This window comes from Pandoraea sp. 64-18, assembly GCF_001899225.1.
GTDB classification, from domain to species: Bacteria; Pseudomonadota; Gammaproteobacteria; order Burkholderiales; family Burkholderiaceae; genus Pandoraea; species Pandoraea cepalis.
In genome coordinates this window covers 1-24,743 of sequence record NZ_MKVU01000024.1, presented here as the reverse complement: position 1 = coordinate 24,743, position 24,743 = coordinate 1, and the positions used below count along the sequence as shown (strand labels likewise).

Genomic DNA, 24,743 nt, shown 5'->3' with positions numbered 1-24,743 from the left:
ACGGGGACCGGGCAGGCCCATCGCGCAGGCGATGGGTTACCGAGAGGACTCCGTCGATGGGTACGCCTTCCCAGGTCATGTCATCTGCCGTTCATCACGAAGCGGATGACCCGCTGCCGCCCACCGACCCTACGAAAGGGCTGACCGCCCACGCGGCGCAGGATCGGCTGCAACGGTTTGGCGCCAATGTCATCGAGGATGTGCAGCGCCCCGCCTGGCGCCAGTTCGCAGGCAAATTCTGGGGGCCGGTGCCGTGGATGCTGGAAGCGGTCGTTGTGCTTCAAGTAGCGCTGGGCAGACCTCAGGAGGCCCTCGTCATCCTGTTTCTATTGGCCTTCAATGCGGCCGTCGCGTTTGTCCAGGAACGTCGCGCCAAGGACGCGCTGGCGCTGCTGCGTCGCCAGTTGCAAGTCAGTGCGCGCGTGATGCGCGACGCGCAATGGATGCGGTTATCGGCCACCCAACTCGTGCCGGGAGATGTCGTCCACGTGCGCGCCGGCGACATCGTGCCCGCCGACCTCAAGTTGTTCGACGGCACCGTATCGCTCGATCAATCGGCGCTCACGGGCGAGTCGCTGGCCGTTGGCGCCGGTCCGGGGCAGCCGGCTTATACCGGGTCGATCGTGCGTCAGGGGGAAGGCAGTGGCGAGGTCACTGCCACCGGGGCGCGCACTTACTTCGGCCGGACTGCTGAACTGGTGCGCACCTCGAATGCACCGAGTCACATGCAGCGCACCATTTTCGCGATCGTCAAACGCCTCGTCGCGTTCGACGCCGTGCTGGTTGTCCTGGTGATTCTCTACGCTGTGACGCACGGACTTCCCATGACGGAGACGGCGATCTTCGCGCTGCTGCTGCTCGTGGCGTCCGTGCCGGTCGCGCTCCCTGCCACCTACACGTTGGCCACCGCGATGGCGAGTGCCACGTTGGCCAAGCAAGGCGTGCTGGTCACGCGATTGCCGGCGGTTGAAGAGGCTGCGGCGATGGACACGTTGCTCTCCGATAAGACTGGCACGCTGACGAAGAACGAGTTGTCGGTCGCGAAAGTGACCGCCTTCGAGGGTTTCGATGACATGGCCGTGCTGCGCGCGGCCTCGCTGGCGAGCGACGATGCTTCGCAAGACCCCCTGGACCTCGCTATTCTTGCGGCCCATCGTGGCCAACCCGGTGCGCAAGCGCTGCCGGTGCGCAAAGCCTTCCGCCCTTTCGATCCCGCGACGCGCTTCAGTGAGGGGGTCTATCTCGTGGATGGCACCGAATGGTATGCGCTGAAGGGCGCGACCCGTGCCGTGCTGGCACAGTGCAGCGTGTCGCCTGCGCAACCCCATGCGATTGCCGAAGCGGAGCGGCTGTTGGAGGGCGCCGGCGCGCGCGTGCTGGCTGTTGCGCAAGGGGGCGCTGGCGCTATCCGGATGGTCGGCCTCGTAGCGCTATCGGACCCGCCCAGAGAAGATGCCCACGATCTCATCGTCAAGCTGGGCAACCTTGGGGTGCGGGTGTGCATGGCCACAGGCGACGCGCTGGAAACGGCGAAGGCCATCGGACAACGGCTTGGCCTTGGTGCGCGCGTATGCTCCGCGCATGCCGAGGATCTGCGTCACCCCGAGCAATGCGACATCTTTGCGCGCGTGTTGCCTGAAGAGAAGCATGCCATCGTTGCCGCGCTACAAACGGCAGGACACGTGACCGGCATGACCGGGGATGGCGTGAACGATGCCCCCGCGTTGCGTCAGGCGGAACTCGGCATCGCCGTCGCCAGCGCGACCGACGTGGCCAAGGCGGCGGCAGGCGTCGTGCTGACCGATCCAGGTCTCGAGGGCGTATTGTCGGTGGTCGCGGCGGGACGGGAGGTGCATCGTCGCATGCTGACGTACATCCTCAACAAAGTCGTCAAGACGCTGGAAATCGTCGTGTTCCTGACGCTCGGTCTGTGGTTCACGCACGGCTTCGTGATCTCGTCGCCGTTGATCGTGCTTCTGCTGTTTGCGAATGACTTTGTCACGATGAGTATCGCCGCCGACAGGACACTGCCGGCAAGCCGACCGCAGCGCTGGCAAGTAGGACAACTCATCAGTGCGGCAGCCGTTCTGGCGGCGGTGTCGCTCGTGTTCTCACTGTCGCTCTATGCGACGACGCGCAGCCGGCTCGGATTGGATCCTGCGCAGATGCAGACGCTGGTATTTCTCCTGTTGGTCTTTACAACGCAGGCCAACGTCTATGTGCTGCGCACCGACGGGCGAATCGGATCGTTGGCGCCCAGCCGGGTCCTCGTGGTGGCGAGCGTGAGCGCCGTGTCCATCGTCAGTGGCATGGCCGCGAGTGGAACGTTGATGGCGGCTGTGCCGATAACGCTCATCGGCATGCTCCTGGTCGCCGTGACCGTGTTCGCATTCGTTCTGGATGCGATCAAAGGCGTTGTGTTCAGGCACAGCCGTCTCGTCGAGCGGTAGAGAAGTCGTCGTTTCGTGCACCGAACCGCACTCACGCGCGTGTGACGAAAGACCGAGGGGCAACGCGCGATCGCGCTAAGGGTTCGCTAAGGCAGCGCGCCTACGATCAATGTGAAGGTTGTGCGATGGCTGAGTCATCGCCCCTTCACACCCATCGTCACCCTTAGGAGTTCGATCATGAAGACCTCATATGTTGCTGCGCTCGTCGCCGTGGCGGGATTGCTTGGTGCGGTACAGATCAACGCTCAAGCGGCGCAAAGCCAATCCGTGATGTCCAGCGGTGCTCAGTCCTCTTCGCCCACACGTGCGCAGGTGTATGCGCAACTCGTGAGCGCGGAAAAGCATGGGCTGTTGCAGCAAGGCGACACGGTCTATCCCGAGACCGCGATGAACCCACGTTCGCAGATGCACGTCACGCGGCTTGCCGTCGAGCAAAGCCTGAGCCGGGCCGAGCAGCACGGCTTGCTCACGCAGTCCCGTAACGCCTATCCCGTGGTTCACCTGACGGCCCGCACGCAAGCGGCATGGGCGCCGACGATGCAGGTCGCGAGCGAGTCGTCGATCGAGCGTGAGTATGCGCATCCGTAATCGTCACGCGGCGTCTGGCCGATCGATATTGACGATTCGGTCACGAAATGCGCACTTGCTAAGTCTTCGCTAAGTGTCGCGCCCCAGAATTCTGATCCATGGGGCACGGCGCTTGGCGACCGTGTCAGCCGGATTACGTTTTCAATCAGTGGCGAAGAGGCTTCGATGAAACAAACCATTACCCGTTACGATGCGGCATCCCGCTATCTGCACTGGCTTACTGCAGCCTTGTTGGCTGCGCAATTCGTTGTCGCCTTTGCGATGCCCGATATCACGCGCAACACGCCTGCCATCGGACTGGTCGCGTGGCATCTCTCGCTGGGCGTCACGATTCTGGGACTCACTGCCATTCGACTGGTGTGGGCGCGTTGTCGCAGCACCCCGGTCAAAGGCGTGAAGTCGATCTTGCATACGTTCGCCTCCATTGCGCACAAGGGCTTGTACGCACTGTTGGTGGTGGTACCCGTTCTGGGTTGGATCAACGCCTCGGCGCGGGGCTATGGGCTGAAGTTGCTCGGTGCGGTGCCGTTGCCTGCCTTGTCGGCACAGGGGTCGTCGTTCGGACACTCGATGGGCGACGTGCACTCGTTCCTCGCGTATGTATTGCTTGGCGCGATCGGGCTGCATATCTGTGCGGCGCTCTACCACCACTGGGTTCTGCGTGACGGCACCTTGCACAAGATGCTGCCCGTGCAGAACCAGCCGGCGCCCAGCACGACCCGTTGATAGGCTGTCTCTTGCGCGACGCTGTCTGATCGCCGTCGCGCCGCACGAATTCACCCGTCGAATCCATTCGCCCGCCCACCGTTCCCGGTGGCTGCGGGCGAATGCGTTTTCGGATCGCCACGGTCTTTACACGCCATGGCCATCAACGCGCCGCGACCGCTCCAATAGCGACGGTTTCTAATGCGTGGCTAAGTGAGGAAGGTTAGGCTTCGTTTTGCGCGAATTCCCGCGCCACTTTAAGCCATCTCACTTCAAGGAAGACGCCGCATGGAGCGCCTGAATGACACGTTGTTTCTCATGCTCAATGCGTCGGCATTGCCCACGCCCCCGGTATTCGGCCTGGCGGTTTTCTTTGCGCAGTACTTGATTCTGACGGTGCCTGTGGCAATGGGGCTGTTGTGGCTGCGCGCCGACGAGGCGCAGCGTCGGTCGCTGATTGCCGCCGCCATGGCCGGCGCCATCGGCCTAGCTGTCAATCAGGCGATTGGCTGGGTGTGGCAACATCCGCGCCCGTTTGTCGTTGGCATCGGACATACCTATCTCGCACACGGCGCCGACACCTCATTTCCCAGCGATCACCTCACGCTGATCTGGTCCGTCGCCTGCGCGCTCCTGTTGGACAACCGAACCCGAACGGTGGGCATTGCCGTCGCACTGCTCGGCCTCCCCGTGGCGTGGGCGCGCATTTTCCTCGGCGTGCATTACCCGATGGATATGGCGGGATCGGCAATTGTTGCGGGCATTGTCGCCTGGCTTGTCGCCCGGCAAATGCGCTGGCCTCGGATCGCCGCATACCGCCTGGCTATGTCGATTCACCAAAAACTTTTCGCGCGATTGATCGCACGTGGGTGGGTGAGGGCATGAGCAGCATGGCGTACTAAGGATGAACTAAGCGTCCCGTTAGATACTTCACATGTTATCTAATAAACCCGGAGGCAAGCATGAATCGTATCAATGCATCTAGCCCGGTATGGTTGAATAAAGTGCCTGAAGTGACCTTGACGTTCTGGCTCATCAAGATGATGTCAACGACGGTCGGAGAGACGGCGGCCGACTTCTTGAACGTCAATCTCGGGTTCGGATTGACCGGTACGTCTGCCGTGATGGGCTTGCTTCTGGCGATCTTCCTGGGACTGCAAATCAATGCGCGCCGATACATCCCATGGCGCTATTGGAGCACCGTCGTATTTGTCAGTGTTTTCGGAACGCTCGTCACCGACAACTTGAGCGACAACCTTGGCGTACCGCTTGCCGTGTCGACGCTTGCGTTTTCGGCCGCGTTGCTCACGACATTCGGGATTTGGTATGCGAAGGAGCGGACCTTGTCGATTCATTCGATCGACACGATGAAACGTGAGCTTTTCTATTGGACCGCAATTTTGCTCACCTTCGCACTCGGCACGGCAGCGGGCGACTGGGTGGCCGAAGGTCTGAATCTTGGGTACGCGAACTCCGCTTTGATGTTCGGTGCGCTGATCGGCCTGGCTGCCATTGCGAGATTTGTGTTTCAGCGAAACGCTGTCACCACGTTCTGGATCGCCTATATCCTGACTCGCCCGTTCGGCGCCTCGTGTGGTGATCTTCTGTCGCAACCCATTTCCAATGGTGGTCTGGGCCTGGGTGTTGTCGGCACGAGCGCCGTATTCGTTACGGCAATCATAGCGCTGGTCCTGTATCTCTCCATTGCCGAGCGCAATGCAGCGCGTCAGCAAGTCTGAATTCTCTAGGACACTTCCAACCGTGAATACAACCGTACAGAAAACACTTAGCAAGGTCCCCGAGGTCACCCTCTTGTTCTGGGTGATCAAGATCGCCGCCACGACCCTGGGCGAGACCGGAGGCGATGCCGTCTCGATGTCGATGAATCTCGGCTACCTTGTCGGCACCGCGATCTTCGCGGTGGTGTTCGCCATTGCCGTCTCGGCGCAGATTCGTGCCAAGGCATTTTCGCCCGCGTTGTACTGGGTGACGATCATTGCCACGACGACGGTCGGCACCACACTCGCGGACTTCGCCGATCGGTCGCTTGGCATCGGCTACGCCGGAGGCTCGTCGATCCTGCTCGCCTTGCTGCTTGGCTCTCTGTGGCTCTGGTACCGAACGATGGGCTCCGTGTCCGTGCATTCGATCCACTCGCCCAAGGCCGAAGCGTTTTATTGGGTTACGATCATGTTTTCCCAGACGCTGGGCACCGCATTGGGTGACTGGACGGCGGACACCGCGGGGCTCGGCTATACGGGCGCGGCCGTGGTGTTCGGCGCGCTCCTGTTGATTCTCGTCGGTGCGTATTTGTGGACACGCACGTCGCGCACGTTCCTGTTCTGGGCAGCGTTCATCCTGACGCGTCCGCTGGGTGCCGTTGTCGGCGATTTTCTGGACAAGCCGGTCAGCGCCGGTGGGCTTGCCCTGAGCCGGTACTCGGCGTCGTTTGCCCTGCTTGCATTTATTCTGACGAGTCTGCTCTTGTTCCGGCAACGCGCCGCGGCGAAAGCGCATTGATCCGTCGCTAGAAAGGAAATGACATGCGCATCTTGCTCGTCGAAGACGATCCAATGATCGGCAGTGTTGTTCGCGATTCGCTCAAGGATGCGACATTCGCCGTGGATTGGGTGACCGACGGGCAGGCGGCGCTGGCGGCAGCCGACTGCCAGCATTACGACCTGGTACTGCTGGATCTGGGCCTACCGGGCAAAGACGGTCATGCGGTGCTGCAAAGCCTGAGATCGCGAGGGCATCAGGTTCCCATCATCATTGTCACGGCGCGCGATACACTGCCGGAACGATTAAAGGGCCTCGACGCCGGCGCTGACGACTACGTGCTGAAGCCTTTCGAGATGGCGGAATTGCTCGCCCGCATCCGGGCCGTCATGCGGCGTCAGGCGGGACAGGCGCTGCCGGTCATGTCGAATGGCATCGTCACCCTCGATCCGGGCACCCGGCAAGCCCATACGTCGGACGTTGCACCAGTGCAATTGTCGAATCGGGAGTTCGCGTTGCTGCAGGCGTTGCTGACGCGGCCCGGGGCCATCCTGTCCAGAAGCGATCTGGAAGACCGGATTTACGGGTGGGGGGACGAGGTCGAGAGCAATGCCATCGAATTTCTCATTCACTCGCTTCGCAAGAAGCTCGGCTCGAGCATCATTAAAAACGTGAGGGGAGCGGGATGGATGGTATTAAAGGGCGATTGAGCGATTCCATTCGCCTGCGCCTGAGCCTGTGGCTCTCGGTGGCGATCCTCGTCTTTGCCGTGATCGCCGGGGTCATTTCGTTCGCCGCAGCGTTCGACGAAGCCCATGAACTGCAGGACGATGTGCTGCGTCAGGTCGCGGCCCTCGTCGACAACAACCATCTGCAGACCAGCGAATTTCGCAATCTCCAGGCGCCTCAGGCGCCGCAGGCGAGCGGTGAGGAGGCTCGCGTGGTCGTTCAACCGCTCGGCGTGGCAACGCGTCCGGGTGCGGGCGACGGCGACGACAAGCTGCCGCTGTCGCTGCCGGTGACGATGGCCGACGGCCTGTCGACCGTCACCGTGGGCAAAGAGCCGTATCGGGTGCTGGTCAAGACACTGCAATCCGGCTCACGTATCGCGGTGGCGCAAGAGACGGACGTGCGCGACCAGATCGCCCGGACCAGCGCGATCCGGACCATCATGCCGCTCGTGGCATTCGTTCCCGTGTTGCTGCTGGTGGTCGGTTGGCTGGTGCGCAGGATATTCCGGCCGGTGGCGAGCCTGTCGAGCGAGATCGACAGGCGTCAATACAGCGAGCTGCATCCGGTGTCGACCGAGCATCTGCCGAACGAGATTCGTCCGTTTCTGCGTGCTATCAACAACCTGTTGTCGCGCGTGTCGACGTCGGTCGACGCGCAGCACCGCTTCGTGGCCGACGCCGCGCATGAATTGCGCACGCCGTTGACGGCGCTTTCGCTTCAGGCAGAGCGCCTTGCCGAGGCGGATATGTCCGCGACGGCCAGGGAGCGCCTGGTGGAATTGCGCCAAGGCATCGAGCGCGGTCGACACATGCTCGAGCATCTGCTGACGTTGTCCAGCGTGCAGGCGACGCAGAGCGACGGGCATGCCGCCACCGATTCCGTTCTGCGGGTCTTCCGTCAAACGCTGGAAACGCTGTACCCGCTGGCCGAAGCGAAGGGAATCGACCTCGGCATCGAGGCGAGTGAGGACGCGTCGCTACCGATGAGCGAGGCGGACCTGAGCATGCTGATCAAGAACCTGGTCGACAACGCCATTCGCTATACGCCGGCCGGGGGGCGCGTGGACATGATGCTCTCGTCGGGCAAGGGACAGACGGTTTTGTGCGTCAAGGATACCGGTCCGGGGATCGCGCCGAAGGAGCGCGATCGTGTTTTCGATGCTTTCTACCGAGGGCTGGGCACCAGCGAAGTGGGGTCGGGCTTAGGGTTGTCGATCGTGAAGGCCATTGCAGAGAAGGCCGGCGCCGATGTGCGCCTCGCCTACGCGGATGAGGTCGCGCGAACGGGCCTGAGCGTGACCGTCGTCGTACCGGGCGCATCGACCAATGTGCATGAGGGGGGCGGGGCGTGATGGGCTTCTCCGACGTCTACGAGAAGCGGCTCCATTTCGTCTTCGAGGCGAGCCTGTGGATAAAGGCGCTCTTCGCCCTTGCCGAGATCGTCGGCGGCGTCGTGGCGTACTTTATCCCCCGGCATTTCCTGCTGTCGACCGTGCTTTGGGTGACGGGGAACGAAATTGCGGAAGATCCGCACGATGTCGTCGCCCGCTTTTTGCTGCATACGGTGCAGCATCTTTCCGTCAGCTCACAGAAGTTCGCGGCGGCTTACCTGCTCGCGCACGGCGTGATCAAGTTATGGCTGATCATTGGCTTGCTGCGCGACAAGCTCTGGTATTTCCCCGTTTCGATGGTCGCGTTCGCCCTGTTCGTCGCCTACCAACTCTACCGATTCACGTTCACCCATTCGCCTTGGCTGCTGGTCCTCTCGGCACTCGACATTGCCATCATTGCACTGACGTGGCACGAATATCGCCTCTCGAAGACGCTCCATGCGCGTGGGAACGCCGGAACCGTCACGCGCAGCTAACGGCCTCCGGGCGTCAGTGAAACAGGCTCGTAAAACAAAAAGGCAGACGAACTCGCGTTCATCTGCCTTTTGAATGCCTGGTGCCCAGGGCGGGACTCGAACCCGCACGCCTCTCGGCGCTACCCCCTCAAGATAGTGCGTCTACCAATTCCGCCACCTGGGCAGGGGACGGCGATTGTAACGGGAAAATCGAGTTTTGTGAACGGCCGTTATAGCCCCTCAGGCCGCCCGACGCTTCGTCGACCCCACGACCGACAACGACGGCGCGTGCGGCGCCGCGTGCTGCCCATCGCGCAGACGGAAGCGCGCCACCGTCTCCGCCAGCATACGAGCCTGCTCGCTCAGCATGGCCGACGCGGCCGCCGATTCTTCCACCAGCGCGGCGTTCTGCTGTGTGGCCTGATCCATCTCCGAGACCGAGCGGTCGATCTGGCTGATGCCCGTGCTCTGCTCGGTCATGGCGCCGTTGATCTCGCTCACCAGACGCTGTACGCGCGTAATCCCGTCAACGATTTCGTTCATCGTGGTGCCTGCCGCCTGCACCCGTTCCGTACCGCTCTTGACGTTCTGCACCGACGTCTCGATCAGCGTCTTGATTTCCTGAGCGGCCGCCGCACTGCGTTGGGCCAGCGTGCGAACCTCGCCCGCCACCACGGCGAAGCCGCGTCCCTGCTCGCCGGCACGTGCAGCCTCCACCGCCGCGTTGAGCGCCAGGATGTTGGTTTGGAACGCAATCCCGTCGATCACGCTGATGATTTCCGTGATGCGTTCCGACGACTGCGTGATGGCCGCCATGGTGCCGACTGCATCGGTGACCACCTGACCGCCACGCGCGGCGGCGGCGCTCGCATCGTTGGCCAGGCGCGTGGCATGCTCGGCGGTCTCGGCCGTCTGCTTGACGCTGGACGTCATCTCCGTGAGCGCCGACGACGTCTCCTGCAACGAGCCCGCCGAAGCTTCCGTACGCTGCGACAGATCGCGGTTGCCCATCTCGATCTCGCTGGTGGCCGATGTCATCGACGACACGCCCGAGCGCACGTCGAGCATCACCGAGCTGATCTTGTCGACGAATGCGTTGAACGACTTCGAGATTTGCGCCACCTCGTCCTGCCCGATGACATCGAGACGCTGCGTCAGGTCGCCGTCGCCCGAGCCGATGGTGTCCATGGCGTCGCGCACGATCGACAGACGCTTGAACGCGCGCGACGTAAAGATGGAGGCAATGACCAGTGCGATCAACGTCAATATCACGAGCGTGATGCCTGTTGCGTCCAGCACATGCGTCAGGCCCGCTGTGGCTTCCGTGCGGTCGAGCGCCACCACCAGATACCAGTCCGTGCCCGGAATGCGCTTGGCCTTGAGCAGCTTGGGTGCGCCGGAGAGTTCCATCGCAACCGGTGCGGCGCCGTCGGCAGCCATGCCCGGCAGCGAGTCGGCGGTGAGCGCGGGCGCGACGTCCGTCGACGGCTTGAGCGAGAACTTGTTATCCGGGTGAGCGATCACCTGACCGTCGCTCGCCACCACCAGCGCGAGGCTCGACGGCGTGGGATGCACCGCCTTGATGATGTCCTGCACACCAGTGAGCGCCACGGCGCCGCTGACCACGCCGGTGGTCTGGCCGTCACGCAGGATCGGCGCGGTGAAGGCGACATACGGAATGCCCGTCGACGAATCGCCATACGGCTTGGTGACGGTGAGCTTGCCTGCCGCCAGGGCGCTCTTGTACCACGGACGCGCCGTCGGGTCGTAGTCCGGCGGCGTGGGCGCGGTGGAGAAGAATGTCTTGTCCGACCAGCCGATGCTCGTGATCGGGAAGTCGTTGGTCTTGCCCATGAGCTTCACGAGCCCGGCCGGATCTCCTTTCTCGACGACTTGCGACGTCGCCACGACCGCCTGCGCTTTGTCGGCGGACCAGCGCTCGATGGTGCCGGCATTCCCATTGGCCACGGCCGACAGCGTGTCGGCGATGCTCGACATCATGCTGTCACGCACGATGACGTAAGTCGTGATGCCAGAGAGAATCAGCGCGCCCACCACCGTCAGGCAGGAAATGAGCAGAATCCGGGTTCGCAACGAAGTGACTTTCATGAGCTTTCATCGGTAGGCCCGCGTGCGGACCGTTGAATGGGGGGGCGACGGGCCAGGCGGTGCCACCTGCGCCGTCGCATTGATACATTGCAGCATTACTCTCTGCGCTTACGGCTGGGGGAGGCCGAAACTTTAATGAGTGCGGATCAATGAGCGCATGAGTGCGCCTTGCGGCCCACGGCAGGGCGAGCGGGAATTCAGCGGGTGCTGGGGCGCGTGAGATCGGGGAAGCCGAGCGTTGTCGCGTGGCAACCGTCAGCCAGCGCATCGTCGTGGGTCGAGAAGAAGACGCAGCAATCCTTGCCGAGGGTCGTGAACCAGTCGATCAGCACGGCGCGCGAGGCGGCATCGAGTCCGCCACTGGGTTCGTCCGCGAGAATCACACGCGGGCTGCCGAAGTGCGTGGCGGTCAAATAGTATTTTCGACGTGTGCCGAGCGACATCTGGTCGAAGCGCTTTTCCATATGCGGCATCAGCCCGAACCGCTCGGCCAGATCGAGCACGCCGGCACTCACGTGCGTTTGCCTGTCGGCGGCGCGCTGTTCGAGAAAGCCACGTCCGGTTTGCGACGGCTCGCCCAGGCAGTCGAACGGCACCACGGCGAGCGACGCCTTGGCCTCGGCAGGGGCGTCGCGCATGGCATGTCCGTCGATCCAGACCTGGCCGTCGTCCGGCACGACCGTGCCCGCGAGCATGCCGAGCAGCGTGGTCTTGCCGCCGCCCCCTTCGTCGCGCAGAGCAAAGCATCCGCGCTCGGCGCGGAAGCTCAGGTGCTGGAAAAGCGTGAAAGTGCCGAAGCGTTTGGCAAGATTCTCGAAACGAAGCATGGGCGTGTGACGGCTACTTCAGATAGGCCTTGATGACATGAAGCACGGGGGCCAGTTCGGCCTCGCGACGCGCCTGCTCGGACTCGTTGACGAGGTGATCGACGAGATGCCCCTCGATGACCGCGCCCATCAAGCCGTTGACCGCCCCGCGAATCGCCGCGATCTGCTGGAGAATCTCGATACAGTCGCCCTCTTCGTTTAGTTGCCGCTCCAACGCCTGCGCCTGGCCCTGAATGCGACGTACGCGTGCCAGCAACTTGTGCTTTTCCCGAATCGTGTGCACGGTCTGTCGCGCTCCTGTCTGTGTCGTTCAAATGGCCGAAAATGTTAGCACGTACATACTAGGGGGCAGTATATCCCCGATTCGGCTTCCCGCGGATCGGAGGCGCGCCGCCGATTACTCGCCGATCAGAAACGGTGGACCGAAGCGCGTGGCGATGTGCTCCGTCGACTCGAACAATTCGCGCAGGACCTGACTTGTACACGTCGGCTGCACGTATAGATAGAACGCGACGTCGGGCAAGCGCGGCAGGCCGTCGGCTTCAGAGAGCACGCGCATGTTCGCATCGAGCAGCTCGGTGGTGCGAGCTGTCACCCCGAGGCCCGCGCTGATCGCCGCCCTGATGCCGGTCAGTGTCGGCGAGATGAAGCTCGTGCGCCAGGCGATGCCCGCCGCGTTGAGCCGCTCGATGGACAGGCGGCGAAACAGGCTCAGTTCGTCGGCCATCACCAGCGGCACAGGCGCGGACGAATTGAAGATGAAGTCGTCGGCACAGATCCACACCATCGGCGAAGTGCGCAGCTTGATGCCGGGGAAGGCTTCGTCGTAGCGCGTCGAGATCGCCAGATCCAGCTCCTTGTCGCGCAGGGCGTCCATCAAATGCGGGCTGCGGCCGACGATGATCTCCAACTGCAATTCCGCCGAGAGTTTCGATAACCGTCGCAACATGCTCGGCAGAATCGAGTCGGCCACGTCGTGCGGCGATCCAATGCGCAGCTTTTCCACCGGTCCGCGCGTTTGCATGACCTGTACGGCCTGGTCGTTGAGCGCCAGGATCTTGTTCGCATAGGCCACGAGCCGCACGCCATCGGCGGTCATCGCCTTCTGCCGGCCCTGCTTTTCGAACAGCGCGCACCCCATCTCCTGTTCGAGCCGCTGCATCTGCTGGGTGATGGCAGACTGGGTGCGTCCCACGCGCGTGGCGGCTGCCGCAAACGTCTCGTGCTGCGCAATCGCCACGAAAGTGCGCAACAGGTCGATATCCAGATTTCGCATGACGGTTCTGCGCCAATGCTTCAGGCGCGCTAATGTTTCAGGGATAAAAATTAAATTGTTCTCGGGGATTTTGGTCGATAACCTGCCTGACACTCAAGCAATATTTATGTAATCGGGCGGAAGCCGGCGTTGACCGGTCCCTCGATCATCGATTCGCCCTTCGGTCGAACTCAAGGAGACTCAGGATCATGTGGCAACGACACTTTGCAGCGGCGCTGTTCGCGACACTCGCCATCACGGGCGTCGCACACGCTGACCAACTGGCCGACATCAAGGCGCGCGGCACGCTTGTTTGCGGCACGCAGAACGCCAGCGAGCCGTATGCGTTTCCCGACGCGGCCACGCGCAAGATCGTCGGATTCGACGTTGACGTGTGCAACGCGATCGCGAAGGGGTTGGGCGTGAAGCTCGAACACCGTGCGCTGTCGACCGACGCCCGCATCCCCGAACTCAAGACGCATCGCGTCGACGTGCTGGCCGCCGCCGTTGCCTGGATGCCGGCCCGTGCCGCTCAGGTCGACTTCAGCGACCAGTACTTCGTTGCCCCGATTCGCGTGCTGGTGCGCGCCGACTCGCCGGTGCAGACGCTTGATCAGCTCGCGGGCAAGAAGATTGCCGCGTCCGAGGGGTCCAGCTCGGCCGCCGTGTCGGTCACGCGTCTGCCCGATTCGAACCTGCTCACCTTCCACGACATTTCGTCGGCGTTCCTCGCGCTGCAGCAAGGTAAGGTCGAGGGGCTGGTGGCGGGCCAACTGATTCTGGCGCGCTTCGCCAATGAAGCTGCCGCCAAGGGCGGACAGCAATACCGACTGCTCACCAAGTCGGTCTTCGAAGAACGTTGGGGCGTGGTGACCAACAAGAACGAACCCGCTTTGCTCGCCGCCGTGAACAAGATTCTGGTCGACTACGACAAGTCGAATGGTTTGCAGGACAGCTTCGACAAGTGGCTCGGCAACAAGTCGGTCTACAAGTTCACGCGCGACTATAAGGTCGAGCCGATCAAGGTGCAGTAAGCGAGACGCGGCGTAATGTTCGATCTTTCGTTTCTGCTCGAAGACGGCTACCTGAAGCTGTTTCGCGACGGGGTGCTGACCACGCTCCAACTGTTCGTGGTCTCGGGACTCCTGGCGATCGTGGTGGGCGTGGTGCTCACCACGCTGCGCGCCCTGCCGGTCAAGCTCTTCAAGGGCTTCGTGATCGTGGTGGTGGAATATCACCGCAACGTGCCGGTGCTGGTGCAGATTCTTGTATGGTACTTCGGCGTGCCGCAACTGCTGCCTGAAGGCCTGCGCGACTGGATCAACGCGGGCAACACCGAGTTTGTCTTCGCAACGCTGGCCCTGGCGCTCAATGCCGGCGCGTTCATCTCCGAAGACCTGCGCTCGGGGCTGCGCGCGATTCCGCACACGCAGCAGGAGGCCGCGTGGTCGATCGGTCTCACGTACTTGCAGTCGTTCCGTTATGTCGTGCTGCCGCAGGGTATTCGCGTGGCGACGCCCGCGTTGCTCAATCAGGCGCTGTTGCTCTTCAAGAACAGCTCGCTGGCAATGGCGATTGGCGTGCACGAACTGATGTATCGCACGCGTCAGATCGACAACCTGACGTTCCGCACGTTCGATGTGTTCATGGTGGCGACGATCCTGTATCTGATCGGCACGCTGGCCTTGATGGCGCTCTCCGAGCACGTTGCCAAACGCCGTACGGCACCCTCGGGAGTTTGAGACGATGTACGAGATCCTGCATGACTATCTCGCGCTGTTCCTCGTCGGGAGCTGGCCCAACGGCCCGCTTGGCGGCGTGGCGATCACGCTCATTCTCTCGGCGCTCGGGCTGGTGATGTCGTTTCCCATCGCGGTGGTGATCGGCATGGCGCAAGTCTCGCCGCTGCGCTGGCTGCGACGTGCAGCCGGTGTATGGACGCGACTGGTGCGCGGCATCCCGCTGCTGATGATCATCTTCTGGGCGTACTTTGCTGTGCCGCTGCTCGTGGGCGCCGAGGTATCCGCATTCACGACGGCCGTGTGCGCGATCATCGTCTACGAGAGCGCCTTCCTGTCGCAGATCGTGCGTGCCGGCCTTGAAGGCCTGCCGCGCGGCCAGATGGAAGCGGCGCGCTCGAACGGGCTGTCGTGGCTGCAAAGCATGCGTTACGTGCAATTGCCGCAGGCGCTCGCGAACATGTTGCCGTCGATCGTCAACCAGTTCGTGTCGATCATCAAGGCGACGTCGCTCGCCTATGTGATCGGGGTGCCCGAGCTGACGTACTCGGCCGCGCAGGTCAATACGATCGTGCTGACCAAGCCGCTGCAGACGTTCCTCGTGCTCGCAGCTTTCTATTTCGTGTTGTGTTTCGCCATTTCGCGTTTCGCCGGCTGGCTCGAGCGTCGTATCGCCCGTCAGCGTGCGGGATTGGCCTAAGTGCAGGATTCAAGAAGGAGAACGCGATCATGACCATGCTCGCATTCGAGAAAGTCGATAAGTATTACGGCGAACATCACGTCCTCAAGGGGATCGATGCCACCATCGGGCGTGGCGAAGTCGTGGTCGTGTGCGGCCCGTCGGGCTCCGGCAAGTCGACGTTGATTCGTACCGTCACGCGGCTCGAAGCTATTCAGAAAGGCCGCATCCTTTTCGAGGGCAAGGACGTCACCGCGCGCGACATCAAGCTCAATCAGTTGCGCGCCCGCATCGGCTTCGTGTTCCAGAGCTTCAATCTGTTTCAGAACCTCTCGGTGCGCCAGAACCTGATGCTCGGACCGACGAAGGTGCTCGGCATGTCGCGTGACGAAGCCACGGCCCAGGCCGAGACGTTGCTCGCCAAGGTCGGCCTTGCCCACAAGATCGACGCCATGCCGGCGAACCTCTCGGGCGGTCAGCAGCAACGTGTGGCCATTGCCCGCGCGCTCGCCATGAAGCCGCCGCTCATGCTGTTTGACGAGCCGACGAGCGCCCTTGATCCCGAGATGGTGCAGGAGGTCTTGCAAGTCATGCGCTCGCTGGCGGAGGAGGGGCTGACAATGATGATCGTCACGCACGAGATGGGTTTCGCGCGCGACGTGTCGAGCCGCGTCTGGTTCATGGACCAGGGGCAGTTGCTCGAAGACGCGCCGCCGGCGGAATTTTTCAGCCAGCCGAAGCACGCGCGTGCGCAGCGATTCCTGCAGGACGTGCTGCGCCCGTCGCCGATGATCGGCGTGCCGCGCGACGCCGTGCCTGCCTAAGGCCGACCCGACAAGCACGACGCACACGACACTTACGCCATACCCGAACACGCGACCGCGCCCCAGCCGGGACCCGTCGCAGAACAAGATCCTACGGAGAAGACTTCACATGTCCACGCCCACCCTAGCCGAACAACGTCAGGCCGCCGTCGGCGACGCCATTGCAGCCATGAAGGCGTCGCTGGCCCCTGAGGGCGAGACGCGCCCCGCGCTGGCCGCCGTACTCGATCAGGTCAAATCCCTCGCCGCGCGCACCGCGCTGTGGAACGAGGCCGACTTCCCGCCGCCGGCCGATGGCGAACTGCAAGCGCGTTATCTGATTCATGAAGATGCTGACAAGACCTACGCGCTGTACCTGAACGTCATGCGTCCGGGCAAGAAGATCACGCCGCACAACCATACGACGTGGGCCTGCATCGCGGCGGTCGAAGGCGTCGAATACAACTACGTCTACCGTCGCACCGACGACGGCAAGACACCCGGCGTCGGCACGCTGGAAGTGAGCGACACCGTCGTGGTCGATCCGGGCCACGGCATTGCGCTGGCGTCGGACGACATTCATGCCGTCGAGATCCAGGGCGACGCGCCGATTCGCCACCTGCACATGTATGGCCGCGCGCTCGAGACGCTGACCGAGCGCATCACGTTCGATCTCGTCAAGGGCACGTATCAAGTCATGGATATCGGCGTGAAGACCCGCCGCTAAAGCTACCGTGACCGCCGGCGACGCCCGGCGGCGAACTCCCTGACGGCGCGAGCGTTCCTCGCGCCCCCAATTCACATCGCCCCGCCGGGCGGTGCGGGCCCGTTCATCCCTACGTTTTGGACATGACCGGGCGGAACCTGACAACCGACGCAACGCTATGACCTCGTTTACTCCTCACTTCGTGCCGCCCGCCCGCCTCAAGGAATGGTTGCACGACGGCGCCGAGATCGCCGTGTTCGACGTGCGCGAGCATGGCGAGTACGGCGAAGCACATCTCTTCTATGGCGTGACGCTGCCCTACAGCCGCCTCGAACTCGACATCGTGCGACTTGCACCGCGCCGAGACGCCCGCGTGGTGCTCTATGACACCGACGCGAGTGTCGCCGTTCAGGGGGCGCAGCGCTTGGCCGCGCTCGGATATTCCGACGTGTACGTGCTCGAAGGCGGCACACAGGCTTGGCAACAAGCGGGCTTTCGTCTGTTCGCCGGCGTGAACGTGCCGTCAAAGACCTTCGGTGAGTTGGTGGAGATGGCGTATCACACGCCCCGTGTGTCGGCGCGCGAGCTGGCCGCCATGCGCGAGCGCGGCGACGACGTCGTGATTCTCGACGGACGTCCCGTGAGCGAATACCTGAAGATGACGATTCCGTCGTCGATTTGCTGCCCGAACGGCGAACTCGGCTATCGCATTCGCGAGCTGGTGCCGAACCCCACCACGCCCATCGTCGTGAACTGCGCCGGACGTACGCGCAGCATCATCGGCGCGCAGACGCTCATCAACCTCGGCATTCCCAACCCGGTGATGGCGCTGGAGAACGGCACGCAGGGCTGGTATCTGGAAGATTTGCCGCTGGAGCATGGCAGCACGCGCCGCTATCCGGACGCGGTCGCGCCGTCGAGCCTCGCGCAGATGCGTGAAGCGAGCGGTGCGTTGGCCGAGCGCTTCGCTGTGCCCGAGGTGGATGCCGCGACGTTTGCGCAATGGGCCACGGACACGACGCGCACGCTGTTCCTGTGCGACGTGCGCACGCCGGAAGAATTCGCTGCCGGGTCGCTGCCCGGTGCGCAGCACACGCCGGGCGGCCAGTTGATTCAGGCGACGGATCAATACGTGGGCGTGCGACACGCGCGGCTGGTGCTGTTCGACGACGACGGCGTGCGCGCCCCCATCGTCGCGAGCTGGCTGCGTCAGTTGGGGCACGACGCCTATGTGTTGCGCGGCGGACTCGCCAGCGGCGCGTCGTTGCCGGGCCGTGCGCCGGCCGTGGACACGACGCTGCCCGAGATCGATGTCGCCGCGCTCGCCGCGGCACTGGCCGACGAGCGTGTAACCGTCGTCGACCTGCGGCCGAGCATGAGCTACCGTCGCGAGCATGTGCCGGGTGCGCAGTGGGCGATTCGTCCGCGGCTGCCGAGCCTGCCTGCGTCGCGTAACATCGTGCTGATCGCGGACGAGCGCGGCATCGCGGAACTGTTCGCGGCCGACTGGCGGCGTGCGCATGCCAACGACGCGCGCACGGTCTCGCTGCTTGCGGGCGGCTTCAAGGCTTGGGCCGTGGCCGGCCAGCCGGTGCAGAGCACGACCGATGTGCCGGCGGACGCCGAATGCATCGACTATCTGTTCTTCGTGCACGATCGTCACGACGGCAACAAGGCGGCGGCGCGCCAGTATCTGGCGTGGGAGACGGGTTTGCTGGCCCAGCTCGACGACCGCGAGCGCGGTGCGTTCCGTATCGGTGAGCCTGCCGCCGCGAAGTAAATGCAGACGCTGGCGTGCGCAAGCGTTGCGCACGCCATGCGTTATCTTGTGATTTGTTCGAATCGTTCAAAACCTTATCCCCCCAACGTCCGATCATGTCCCGACAATCGACCCCCAAACGTCTCGCTACCCGTCTGGTCAAGGGCGGCATGCACACCGCCGTGGTTGGCGGTCGTGCCGTCAATCCGCCGGTGGTGCGTGCGTCCACCGTGCTATTCGATACGATGGACGACCTGAACGACGCGCGCCGCCGTCGCGGCACCGAGCGCATGTTCACCTACGGGGCGCGCGGCAATCCGACGGGCTTCGCGCTGGAGGATGTCGTCGCCGAGCTGGAGGGCGGCTATCGCACGCGTCTGTTCCCGACGGGGCTCGCGGCGATTTCGATGGTGTTTCTGGCTTACGTGCGTCCGGGCGACCATGTGTTGATTTCGGACTGCGTGTATCAGCCGCTGCGTCACTTCGTTGAGACGTTTCTCAAGCCGTGGGGTGTGCACGTCACCTACTTCCGCGCCGATGGCAGCGACGCGGCGGAGCACATGACGGCCCGTACGAAGATGATCTACGTGGAGACGCCGGGCTCACTCGTCTACGAGATGTGCGACATCCCGGCGCTGGCCGATCTGGCGCATCGTCATGGGGCGCTGCTCGTGGCGGACAACACGTGGGGCTCGGGCGTGCAGTGCCGTCCGCTGATGTTGGGGGCTGACGTCTCGGTGATGGCCGCGACGAAATATCTGAGCGGGCACTCCGACGTCATGATGGGAACAGCGACCACGACGCAGGACGTCTGGCACACGCTCTCCACGATGGCGGATGCGCAGGGCGTGGCCGTGAGTCCGGACGACGCGTATCTCGTGCTGCGCGGCACGCGCACGCTGGGGGCGCGCTTGCAGATGCATGAGCGTCATGCGTTGGAAGTTGCGCATTGGCTCGGCAGTCTGCCGGACGTGGCGCGCGTGTTCTGCCCGGCGCTGCCGGCGCATCCGGGGCATGCGCTGTGGCAACGCGACTGCGTGGGCACGAACGGCCTGATTTCGTTTGAGTTCGCCAACGCCACGACGGCACAAGCGGACCGCTTCGTCGATGCGCTCGAGCTGTTTGGCATCGGCGCGTCGTGGGGCGGCTTCGAGAGTCTGGCGACGGTGTCGAACGTGGCGGGCACGCGCACGTGCGAGGACTGGACGTCCGCCGGCCCGATCGTGCGTCTACATATCGGTCTGGAAGATCCGCAGGATCTGATCGAAGATATGGCGGCGGCGCTTGAGCAGGTGTTTGGGCGCTAAAGCCTCAGGGACTTCAGCGCCGAGTCAAATTCACGACGACGGCGCGGGCGAGGACGCCCGCAGCCGCGCACGTCGTCACTTCCCAGCGGGGGAGGCGTGTGCACCGCCGTCGAGGGTGGTCAGGATGTCGTGCGCCGCGCGGATGCGCTCGTCCATCGCGTAGTTCTTGTTCGCGAGCAGTACGATGCCGATCTGCTTCGACGGGACGAAGGCGACATAAGCGCCGAACCCATTCGTCGAGCCCGTCTTGTTAATCCAGGCGACGGGCGTGGGGGCCATCGGAGGCGCGAGTTCACGAACGGCGGTCGGCTCGTAAGCCATTCGGGCCGAGTTGCCGTCAAGCAGCGCATCGACGCTGACCGGATACGGGTACTGCTCCCAGATCAGGTCCTGCGTGATCGGCTTGTCGAAGAAATAGCCGGTGTGGGTCGCGTTGATCGCTTGGCGCAGCCGGTCGTCCTGCACTGGCTGTCCGAGGTTGGCGCGCACGAACCGCAGCAGGTCGCTCGCCGTCGTCTTCACGCCATAGGCTTCCTGATCGAACACGCCCGACGAGACGCGAATCGGTTTGCCATTCTTCCCATATCCCCACGCATAGTTGGCCTGTTGGTCTTTCGGTACGCGGAGGTAGGTGTGCTTCATGTCGAGCGGCTTGAAGACGTGCTCGGTCACGAGTGTTGCGAAGTCGCCGTGCATTGCGCGTGCGGTGATCCAGCCGAGGGCACCGATACTCACGTTCGAATAGGTGCGCACCGTGCCGGTGGGTTTCGCCGGCTTCCACGACTTGAGGTATTGCAGGACGTCGTGAGTGCCATGAACGTTGTCCGGCACTTGAAGCGGCATGCCGCCGGTCGTGTGCGTGCCGAGATTGACGAGTTTCACGTCGCCGAAGGGGGTGCCTGCAAGTTCGGGGACAAAGCGGCTGGTCTTGTCGGTGAGCGAGAGGGCACCGACGCCTTGCGCATAGGCGGCGAGCGTCGCGGTGAATGTCTTGCTGACCGAACCCAGTTCGAAAAGCGTGTCGGCCGTGACGGGTGTGTTGGCCTTCTTGTCGGCCACGCCGTAATTGAAGATGTAGGTATGCCCGTCGAAGACGATGCCGACGGCCATGCCGGGGATTTGCTGTCGGGCCATGAGCGGGGTGATCGTCTTGTCGACGATCGATTTGATTTCGTCTTGCCGGGGATTGGTCTGGACCTGTGCTTGCGGCTCTGCGGCGTAACTGCGCGCGCTGAACGTCATCCACGTGATGGCGGCGGTCGCCGCGAGTGCGGCGAAAACGGTGAGATAGGGCTTTGTCATCGAGGGTCGTCTCCGTGTGGGCAGGCGCTTGGGACGCATGAGGCACAAAGGCACAGCAGGCCGGTTGAACCTCATGGTAAAGCGCGGTGATTCATGCCCGGAAGCGTAATCGCAAATCGGTGTGCATCCGCGGTACAGCGACGTAACGGACGTAACCGATGTAATGGATGCAACCGGAGCGCGTGAGGAGCGGCGGGCTCGCTAAGCTGGGCGGACGGGAGTGGTGCGTCGGCCAGAAAGTCGCCTTTCTGACGTCAAGCGCTATTCCGATCGACGATGCCGGCAACGTTGACGAGATGGACGCGGTAGATAAAAAACCCAACTGAAGCATTCGCGTTATCCGCTTAACCTAAGCAGGTGTCGCTGGGTCATTACACTTGTCTGTCGGCCACTAGGACGACATCAACGGGGACTTGGCGAGTGCCCGTTTGCTTAAAATAAAAATTTCTCCAGAAGCAACTCTCTTTCGAATTTTCATGGACGAGGTGTATCGTGCGTTTCAATTACCAGCCGATACGCTTGCGATCGTAGAGCCAAACTCCGACACCGGAGACGATGGTCGCGAAGGGAACCAGCTTACACCAAGCGTAGATGCGCGACTTCGACGGCCAAAGGTAACCGTCGTAATTGTGCATCCATGCAACAAATGGAACCCAAATGAGTTCGATTACCAATCCGCAGAGCGAATAGGTAATAAGAAACACGAGCAGAAAGCTGACAAGGGCTCTGATGCTTCGCGAAAGACGTGTGCTCATTTACTCTTCGGCATTAAATTGGGACCAGTATTTACTCCAGCGCTCGTCGATTCGGATGCGATTGCACCTGCCGTTGTTCCGGCAACCGAAGGGATTGCGCTTGGCGGAACGTGCTTCGAAATTCAGATATCAACCCATTCTTCTCTGTACCAATGGTTCACGCGTTTACCTATGGCACTCCTTAGTCTAAAGTTTCAAGTGCTTAAATTAAACCAACTGACCTTCTCGAATATGAGGGAATTCATTGCGTTCTTCGTTGACGCCTGAACTTGTTTTCTAGAAATTGGATTCGACAGCCGTTCGAGCTATTTTGTTTTGAATGATCCATACATATCTTGCCCCGTAAGTTCGTTAACTTTTCGCAACAAATTTTCGAGCGATACATACTCTTGACCGTAATCTATTTTTTTAGTCGCCAGCGACATGCATTCCGACCTAAGGTGCGCGGAAAGCTCTAGCATGGTTGCCATTACATCAGCATCCTCTCTGGACTTGCTTAACACTTCGCTACCGATACGGTAGGCGTCTTCGTAAGCGCCGGCACGAACATCTCTCAGAATGTGGTCAGAAAATTCACTCAAGTGATGCCTCCTAGTCTCCTCCGACCCAAGCAATTGCGAAGGCCAGGAGCCAAATGCAGACGTCGCCAGTTGATTCTTTGGCGGATCCGCTGTGCTCGCAGCGTAGGCACCCTTCAGATCGGTGTTACTCATCACGCCGACGTCGAACCCACCGCCTAAGTCTTGAATCCCTTTTCAACCAAGCCTCGGCGATTGGCACAACGGGCCTCTAACACCTGGATTCCCGCCATTAGCGCTTTAGGGCGCGAAGCTCCTTCGTCTCGTGTGATTCTATCCGTCTCAACGTAAACCAACTTAACTCCTCGAAAACCGAGGCAATTGGATGTGTTATCGGGATCGTCGTCTTGACCAGGTAATGAATGTGACTGCAATTGCGAAAAGCGTTCCTCTTGCAATAATACCTCTAGTGTTCAAGCGCTCAAGAAGAGCGTGTGAATAAAGTAGGGCAAAGCAACCAGGAATGAATGCGCAGTGAATATATTCATTGATTACCCATGCGGCGGCTGCGCTGAGAAGGCAAACGCTCCAAGCCAGTAGAAATCCAATAATCCATCTGATCATTTATTTCTATTTCCGGAGTTCATAGATGGAATGACAGTTTCCGTTGCCTGTTGCCCCATCCCATCCAGAAAGGTTCCGTCGACTACTACTGTGTTGTTAGGTGTGAAGAGATTTTAGCTATTGACAAATCAGGCAGCCTGTTGCGTGCATCGTCAAATTATTAGGATTGTTAGCGTGATTTGTTTTTTATAGCAGCAATGAACAAAACAACGATGGACGATATCGTTCCTTTTACTAAAACGCTCTTTCCGTTCACGGCCAGCATAATATTTTCTAGACTTATCGATCGCACGCAGTCGTATGAAATAATGCATTTTATGGTTAATCCAGATATCCAAATAAGATAGAATCCGACGACACAAATAATCCATGCCGAAATAATGGCTAACAACCATCGCATCATTTTTTATGTCCGTTAGATTTTGGAAAATTCTGTATGGCGGGCTTGACAATTTCTTGTCCCACGCCTCCGCCGAATGTGCCAACTGCGACTGCCGCAGAATTTTCACCAAACAGATTCCAGCCACGTCCTGCCCATGCCCCGGTAGACGCCCAATTTGATGAATCTAGTCCTGGCTTTAGAAGACTATTTACCCAATTCTCGGCAAACTTACCAGCTCCATAACCTAACCCCGAAAGAGCGCCGCTTATGAGTGCCGCGCCCGCGACATTGTTTTCTTCGCCACGCAAATAGTTGTTGATGCCTGTGGTTGTTGCGCCACCAATTGCGTTGGCCAACATGTTTCGAAGTAGTCCTCCAGACGCCCCAGCTACGCCAGTTACATACGCTCCGGCCACGTCCACGGGATTGATGTCGCCGTTTTGAACGTACTGCGAACCCGCATTGATGGCCGCGCTAATGACACCCGTGCCATTTGCCGAAGCCGCCGCACTAGAGCCAAGCATCCCGCCCGTACTAAAAATCGGCGTTCCGGGCAATGCCACCAAAGGGCCGCCTATTGCTATCGTCGCCGCGCCAGCTGCCGCTCCAATCGTCCCCTTCGCATAGGCGTCTCGATACGCTTGTTCGCGACTCATTGAATCCTTGATTGCTTGTCCTCCCGGCACATTCATACCAGTGCCGTTTGCGTAGTGCTTCGCATACATTTCGACGTTCGCCTTCTGCTCTGGCGTCGCAAAAAACATATACCCCGGCCCGCTGTTACCATCAGCCGGCAACATGCCATGTGCTTGCCTCAGAAAGTCGCTCGCTCGTTGGTTCCAACTGCCCGGCGTACCGCTCTGCACCTGCAAATTGGCCTGCATTGTCAGTTCGTCTCGCGCCTGTTCGGGAGTCAATCCATATTTCTTCGCATAAGCCGATTCCCGGTCGTTAATCCATTGCTTCTCATCCGGATGCAACTGCCTATTAAACCGATCAGTATTGAACCCGGTAAACGCCCCCGAAGTCCCACCCGCCACCGCACCTACCGCAGTACCTACACCCGTTGCCACAATCTGAGCCAATGCCCGATCGATATCGGCGTTGCCCGTCGGACTGGCATTCTTAATTTCGTCACTCAGCTTGTTTAGCGCCGGAC

General features: G+C 61.5%; 24 protein-coding genes and 1 tRNA gene. 17 read left to right on the top strand and 8 right to left on the bottom strand.

Going from position 1 to position 24,743, the window contains the following annotated elements:
- The first annotated feature begins 77 nt into the window (after positions 1 to 77).
- From BGP02_RS21775 to BGP02_RS21735, 9 genes are all read left to right on the top strand, one after another.
- Positions 78 to 2,450 (top strand): plasma-membrane proton-efflux P-type ATPase, encoded by a 2,373-nt coding sequence (locus tag BGP02_RS21775; protein WP_286799311.1) that lies wholly within the window; start codon positions 78 to 80, stop codon positions 2,448 to 2,450.
- A gap of 177 nt (positions 2,451 to 2,627) precedes the next feature.
- Positions 2,628 to 3,038, top strand: coding sequence for a DUF4148 domain-containing protein (locus BGP02_RS21770; protein WP_286799270.1), 411 nt, complete (start codon positions 2,628 to 2,630; stop codon positions 3,036 to 3,038).
- A gap of 165 nt (positions 3,039 to 3,203) precedes the next feature.
- The gene (locus BGP02_RS21765) at positions 3,204 to 3,764 is read left to right on the top strand and encodes a cytochrome b (protein ID WP_286799269.1); all 561 of its coding nucleotides are present in this window, start codon (positions 3,204 to 3,206) and stop codon (positions 3,762 to 3,764) included.
- A 267-nt stretch (positions 3,765 to 4,031) separates the two neighbouring features.
- Positions 4,032 to 4,628: a phosphatase PAP2 family protein gene (locus BGP02_RS21760; RefSeq protein ID WP_286799267.1), complete on the top strand. Its 597-nt coding sequence runs from the start codon at positions 4,032 to 4,034 to the stop codon at positions 4,626 to 4,628.
- 77 nt (positions 4,629 to 4,705) lie between these two features.
- Positions 4,706 to 5,482 (top strand): COG4705 family protein, encoded by a 777-nt coding sequence (locus tag BGP02_RS21755; RefSeq protein ID WP_286799265.1) that lies wholly within the window; start codon positions 4,706 to 4,708, stop codon positions 5,480 to 5,482.
- A gap of 22 nt (positions 5,483 to 5,504) precedes the next feature.
- The gene (locus BGP02_RS21750) at positions 5,505 to 6,263 is read left to right on the top strand and encodes a COG4705 family protein (protein WP_026131502.1); all 759 of its coding nucleotides are present in this window, start codon (positions 5,505 to 5,507) and stop codon (positions 6,261 to 6,263) included.
- 23 nt (positions 6,264 to 6,286) lie between these two features.
- Positions 6,287 to 6,952: a response regulator transcription factor gene (locus tag BGP02_RS21745; RefSeq protein ID WP_017231474.1), complete on the top strand. Its 666-nt coding sequence runs from the start codon at positions 6,287 to 6,289 to the stop codon at positions 6,950 to 6,952.
- The gene (locus BGP02_RS21740) at positions 6,928 to 8,325 is read left to right on the top strand and encodes an ATP-binding protein (RefSeq protein ID WP_026131503.1); all 1,398 of its coding nucleotides are present in this window, start codon (positions 6,928 to 6,930) and stop codon (positions 8,323 to 8,325) included. The genes BGP02_RS21745 and BGP02_RS21740 overlap by 25 nt, the downstream gene beginning before the upstream one ends.
- Positions 8,325 to 8,840, top strand: coding sequence for a DUF2127 domain-containing protein (locus tag BGP02_RS21735; protein ID WP_017231476.1), 516 nt, complete (start codon positions 8,325 to 8,327; stop codon positions 8,838 to 8,840). Before BGP02_RS21740 ends, BGP02_RS21735 begins: the two co-directional genes overlap by 1 nt.
- A gap of 78 nt (positions 8,841 to 8,918) precedes the next feature.
- Here BGP02_RS21735 and BGP02_RS21730 read toward each other — a convergent pair.
- The 5 genes from BGP02_RS21730 to BGP02_RS21710 all read right to left on the bottom strand — a co-directional run bounded on the left by BGP02_RS21730 (position 8,919) and on the right by BGP02_RS21710 (position 13,031).
- Positions 8,919 to 9,003: transfer RNA gene (locus BGP02_RS21730), tRNA-Leu, on the bottom strand.
- A 56-nt stretch (positions 9,004 to 9,059) separates the two neighbouring features.
- Entirely contained in the window at positions 9,060 to 10,928 is a 1,869-nt protein-coding gene (locus tag BGP02_RS21725) for a methyl-accepting chemotaxis protein (RefSeq protein WP_017231477.1), read from the bottom strand.
- Between the two features lie 197 nt (positions 10,929 to 11,125).
- On the bottom strand, positions 11,126 to 11,755 hold the full coding sequence (locus BGP02_RS21720; protein WP_286799264.1) for an ABC transporter ATP-binding protein: 630 nt from the start codon (positions 11,753 to 11,755) through the stop codon (positions 11,126 to 11,128).
- A 13-nt stretch (positions 11,756 to 11,768) separates the two neighbouring features.
- Positions 11,769 to 12,038, bottom strand: coding sequence for a metal/formaldehyde-sensitive transcriptional repressor (locus tag BGP02_RS21715; protein ID WP_261939449.1), 270 nt, complete (start codon positions 12,036 to 12,038; stop codon positions 11,769 to 11,771).
- Between the two features lie 114 nt (positions 12,039 to 12,152).
- The gene (locus BGP02_RS21710; RefSeq protein ID WP_017231480.1) at positions 12,153 to 13,031 is read right to left on the bottom strand and encodes a LysR substrate-binding domain-containing protein; all 879 of its coding nucleotides are present in this window, start codon (positions 13,029 to 13,031) and stop codon (positions 12,153 to 12,155) included.
- 188 nt (positions 13,032 to 13,219) lie between these two features.
- Here BGP02_RS21710 and BGP02_RS21705 point away from each other — a divergent pair, with 188 nt between their 5' ends.
- The 7 genes from BGP02_RS21705 (at position 13,220) to metC (ending at position 20,003) form a co-directional block, all read left to right on the top strand.
- Positions 13,220 to 14,044, top strand: coding sequence for a transporter substrate-binding domain-containing protein (locus tag BGP02_RS21705; protein ID WP_017231481.1), 825 nt, complete (start codon positions 13,220 to 13,222; stop codon positions 14,042 to 14,044).
- Positions 14,045 to 14,059: 15 nt separating this feature from the next.
- Entirely contained in the window at positions 14,060 to 14,752 is a 693-nt protein-coding gene (locus BGP02_RS21700; protein WP_017231482.1) for an amino acid ABC transporter permease, read from the top strand.
- A 4-nt stretch (positions 14,753 to 14,756) separates the two neighbouring features.
- Positions 14,757 to 15,449 (top strand): amino acid ABC transporter permease, encoded by a 693-nt coding sequence (locus tag BGP02_RS21695; RefSeq protein WP_017231483.1) that lies wholly within the window; start codon positions 14,757 to 14,759, stop codon positions 15,447 to 15,449.
- Positions 15,450 to 15,484: 35 nt separating this feature from the next.
- Positions 15,485 to 16,252 (top strand): amino acid ABC transporter ATP-binding protein, encoded by a 768-nt coding sequence (locus BGP02_RS21690; protein WP_051060034.1) that lies wholly within the window; start codon positions 15,485 to 15,487, stop codon positions 16,250 to 16,252.
- A gap of 109 nt (positions 16,253 to 16,361) precedes the next feature.
- Positions 16,362 to 16,958: a cysteine dioxygenase family protein gene (locus tag BGP02_RS21685; RefSeq protein WP_286799263.1), complete on the top strand. Its 597-nt coding sequence runs from the start codon at positions 16,362 to 16,364 to the stop codon at positions 16,956 to 16,958.
- A 157-nt stretch (positions 16,959 to 17,115) separates the two neighbouring features.
- Positions 17,116 to 18,717 (top strand): rhodanese-like domain-containing protein, encoded by a 1,602-nt coding sequence (locus BGP02_RS21680; RefSeq protein ID WP_286799262.1) that lies wholly within the window; start codon positions 17,116 to 17,118, stop codon positions 18,715 to 18,717.
- A 95-nt stretch (positions 18,718 to 18,812) separates the two neighbouring features.
- On the top strand, positions 18,813 to 20,003 hold the full coding sequence (gene metC, locus BGP02_RS21675; RefSeq protein ID WP_286799261.1) for a cystathionine beta-lyase: 1,191 nt from the start codon (positions 18,813 to 18,815) through the stop codon (positions 20,001 to 20,003).
- A 75-nt stretch (positions 20,004 to 20,078) separates the two neighbouring features.
- On the opposite strand, the gene blaPNC is transcribed toward metC, so the two are convergent.
- Complete coding sequence (gene blaPNC, locus BGP02_RS21670; RefSeq protein WP_286799260.1) at positions 20,079 to 21,305, bottom strand: PNC family class C beta-lactamase; 1,227 nt, start codon at positions 21,303 to 21,305, stop codon at positions 20,079 to 20,081.
- 476 nt (positions 21,306 to 21,781) lie between these two features.
- Between blaPNC and BGP02_RS21665 the strand changes: the two genes are divergently transcribed.
- Positions 21,782 to 22,327 carry a hypothetical protein gene (locus BGP02_RS21665; protein WP_286799259.1) on the top strand — a complete coding sequence of 182 codons (546 nt, stop codon included), beginning with the start codon at positions 21,782 to 21,784 and terminating at the stop codon, positions 22,325 to 22,327.
- Between the two features lie 38 nt (positions 22,328 to 22,365).
- Here BGP02_RS21665 and BGP02_RS21660 read toward each other — a convergent pair whose 3' ends face one another.
- Together BGP02_RS21660 and BGP02_RS21655 are read right to left on the bottom strand one after the other, a co-directional pair.
- The gene (locus BGP02_RS21660; RefSeq protein ID WP_261939444.1) at positions 22,366 to 22,641 is read right to left on the bottom strand and encodes a hypothetical protein; all 276 of its coding nucleotides are present in this window, start codon (positions 22,639 to 22,641) and stop codon (positions 22,366 to 22,368) included.
- A gap of 960 nt (positions 22,642 to 23,601) precedes the next feature.
- The coding region (locus BGP02_RS21655; RefSeq protein ID WP_286799258.1) for a hypothetical protein at positions 23,602 to 24,743 on the bottom strand (1,142 nt) is incomplete at its 5' end.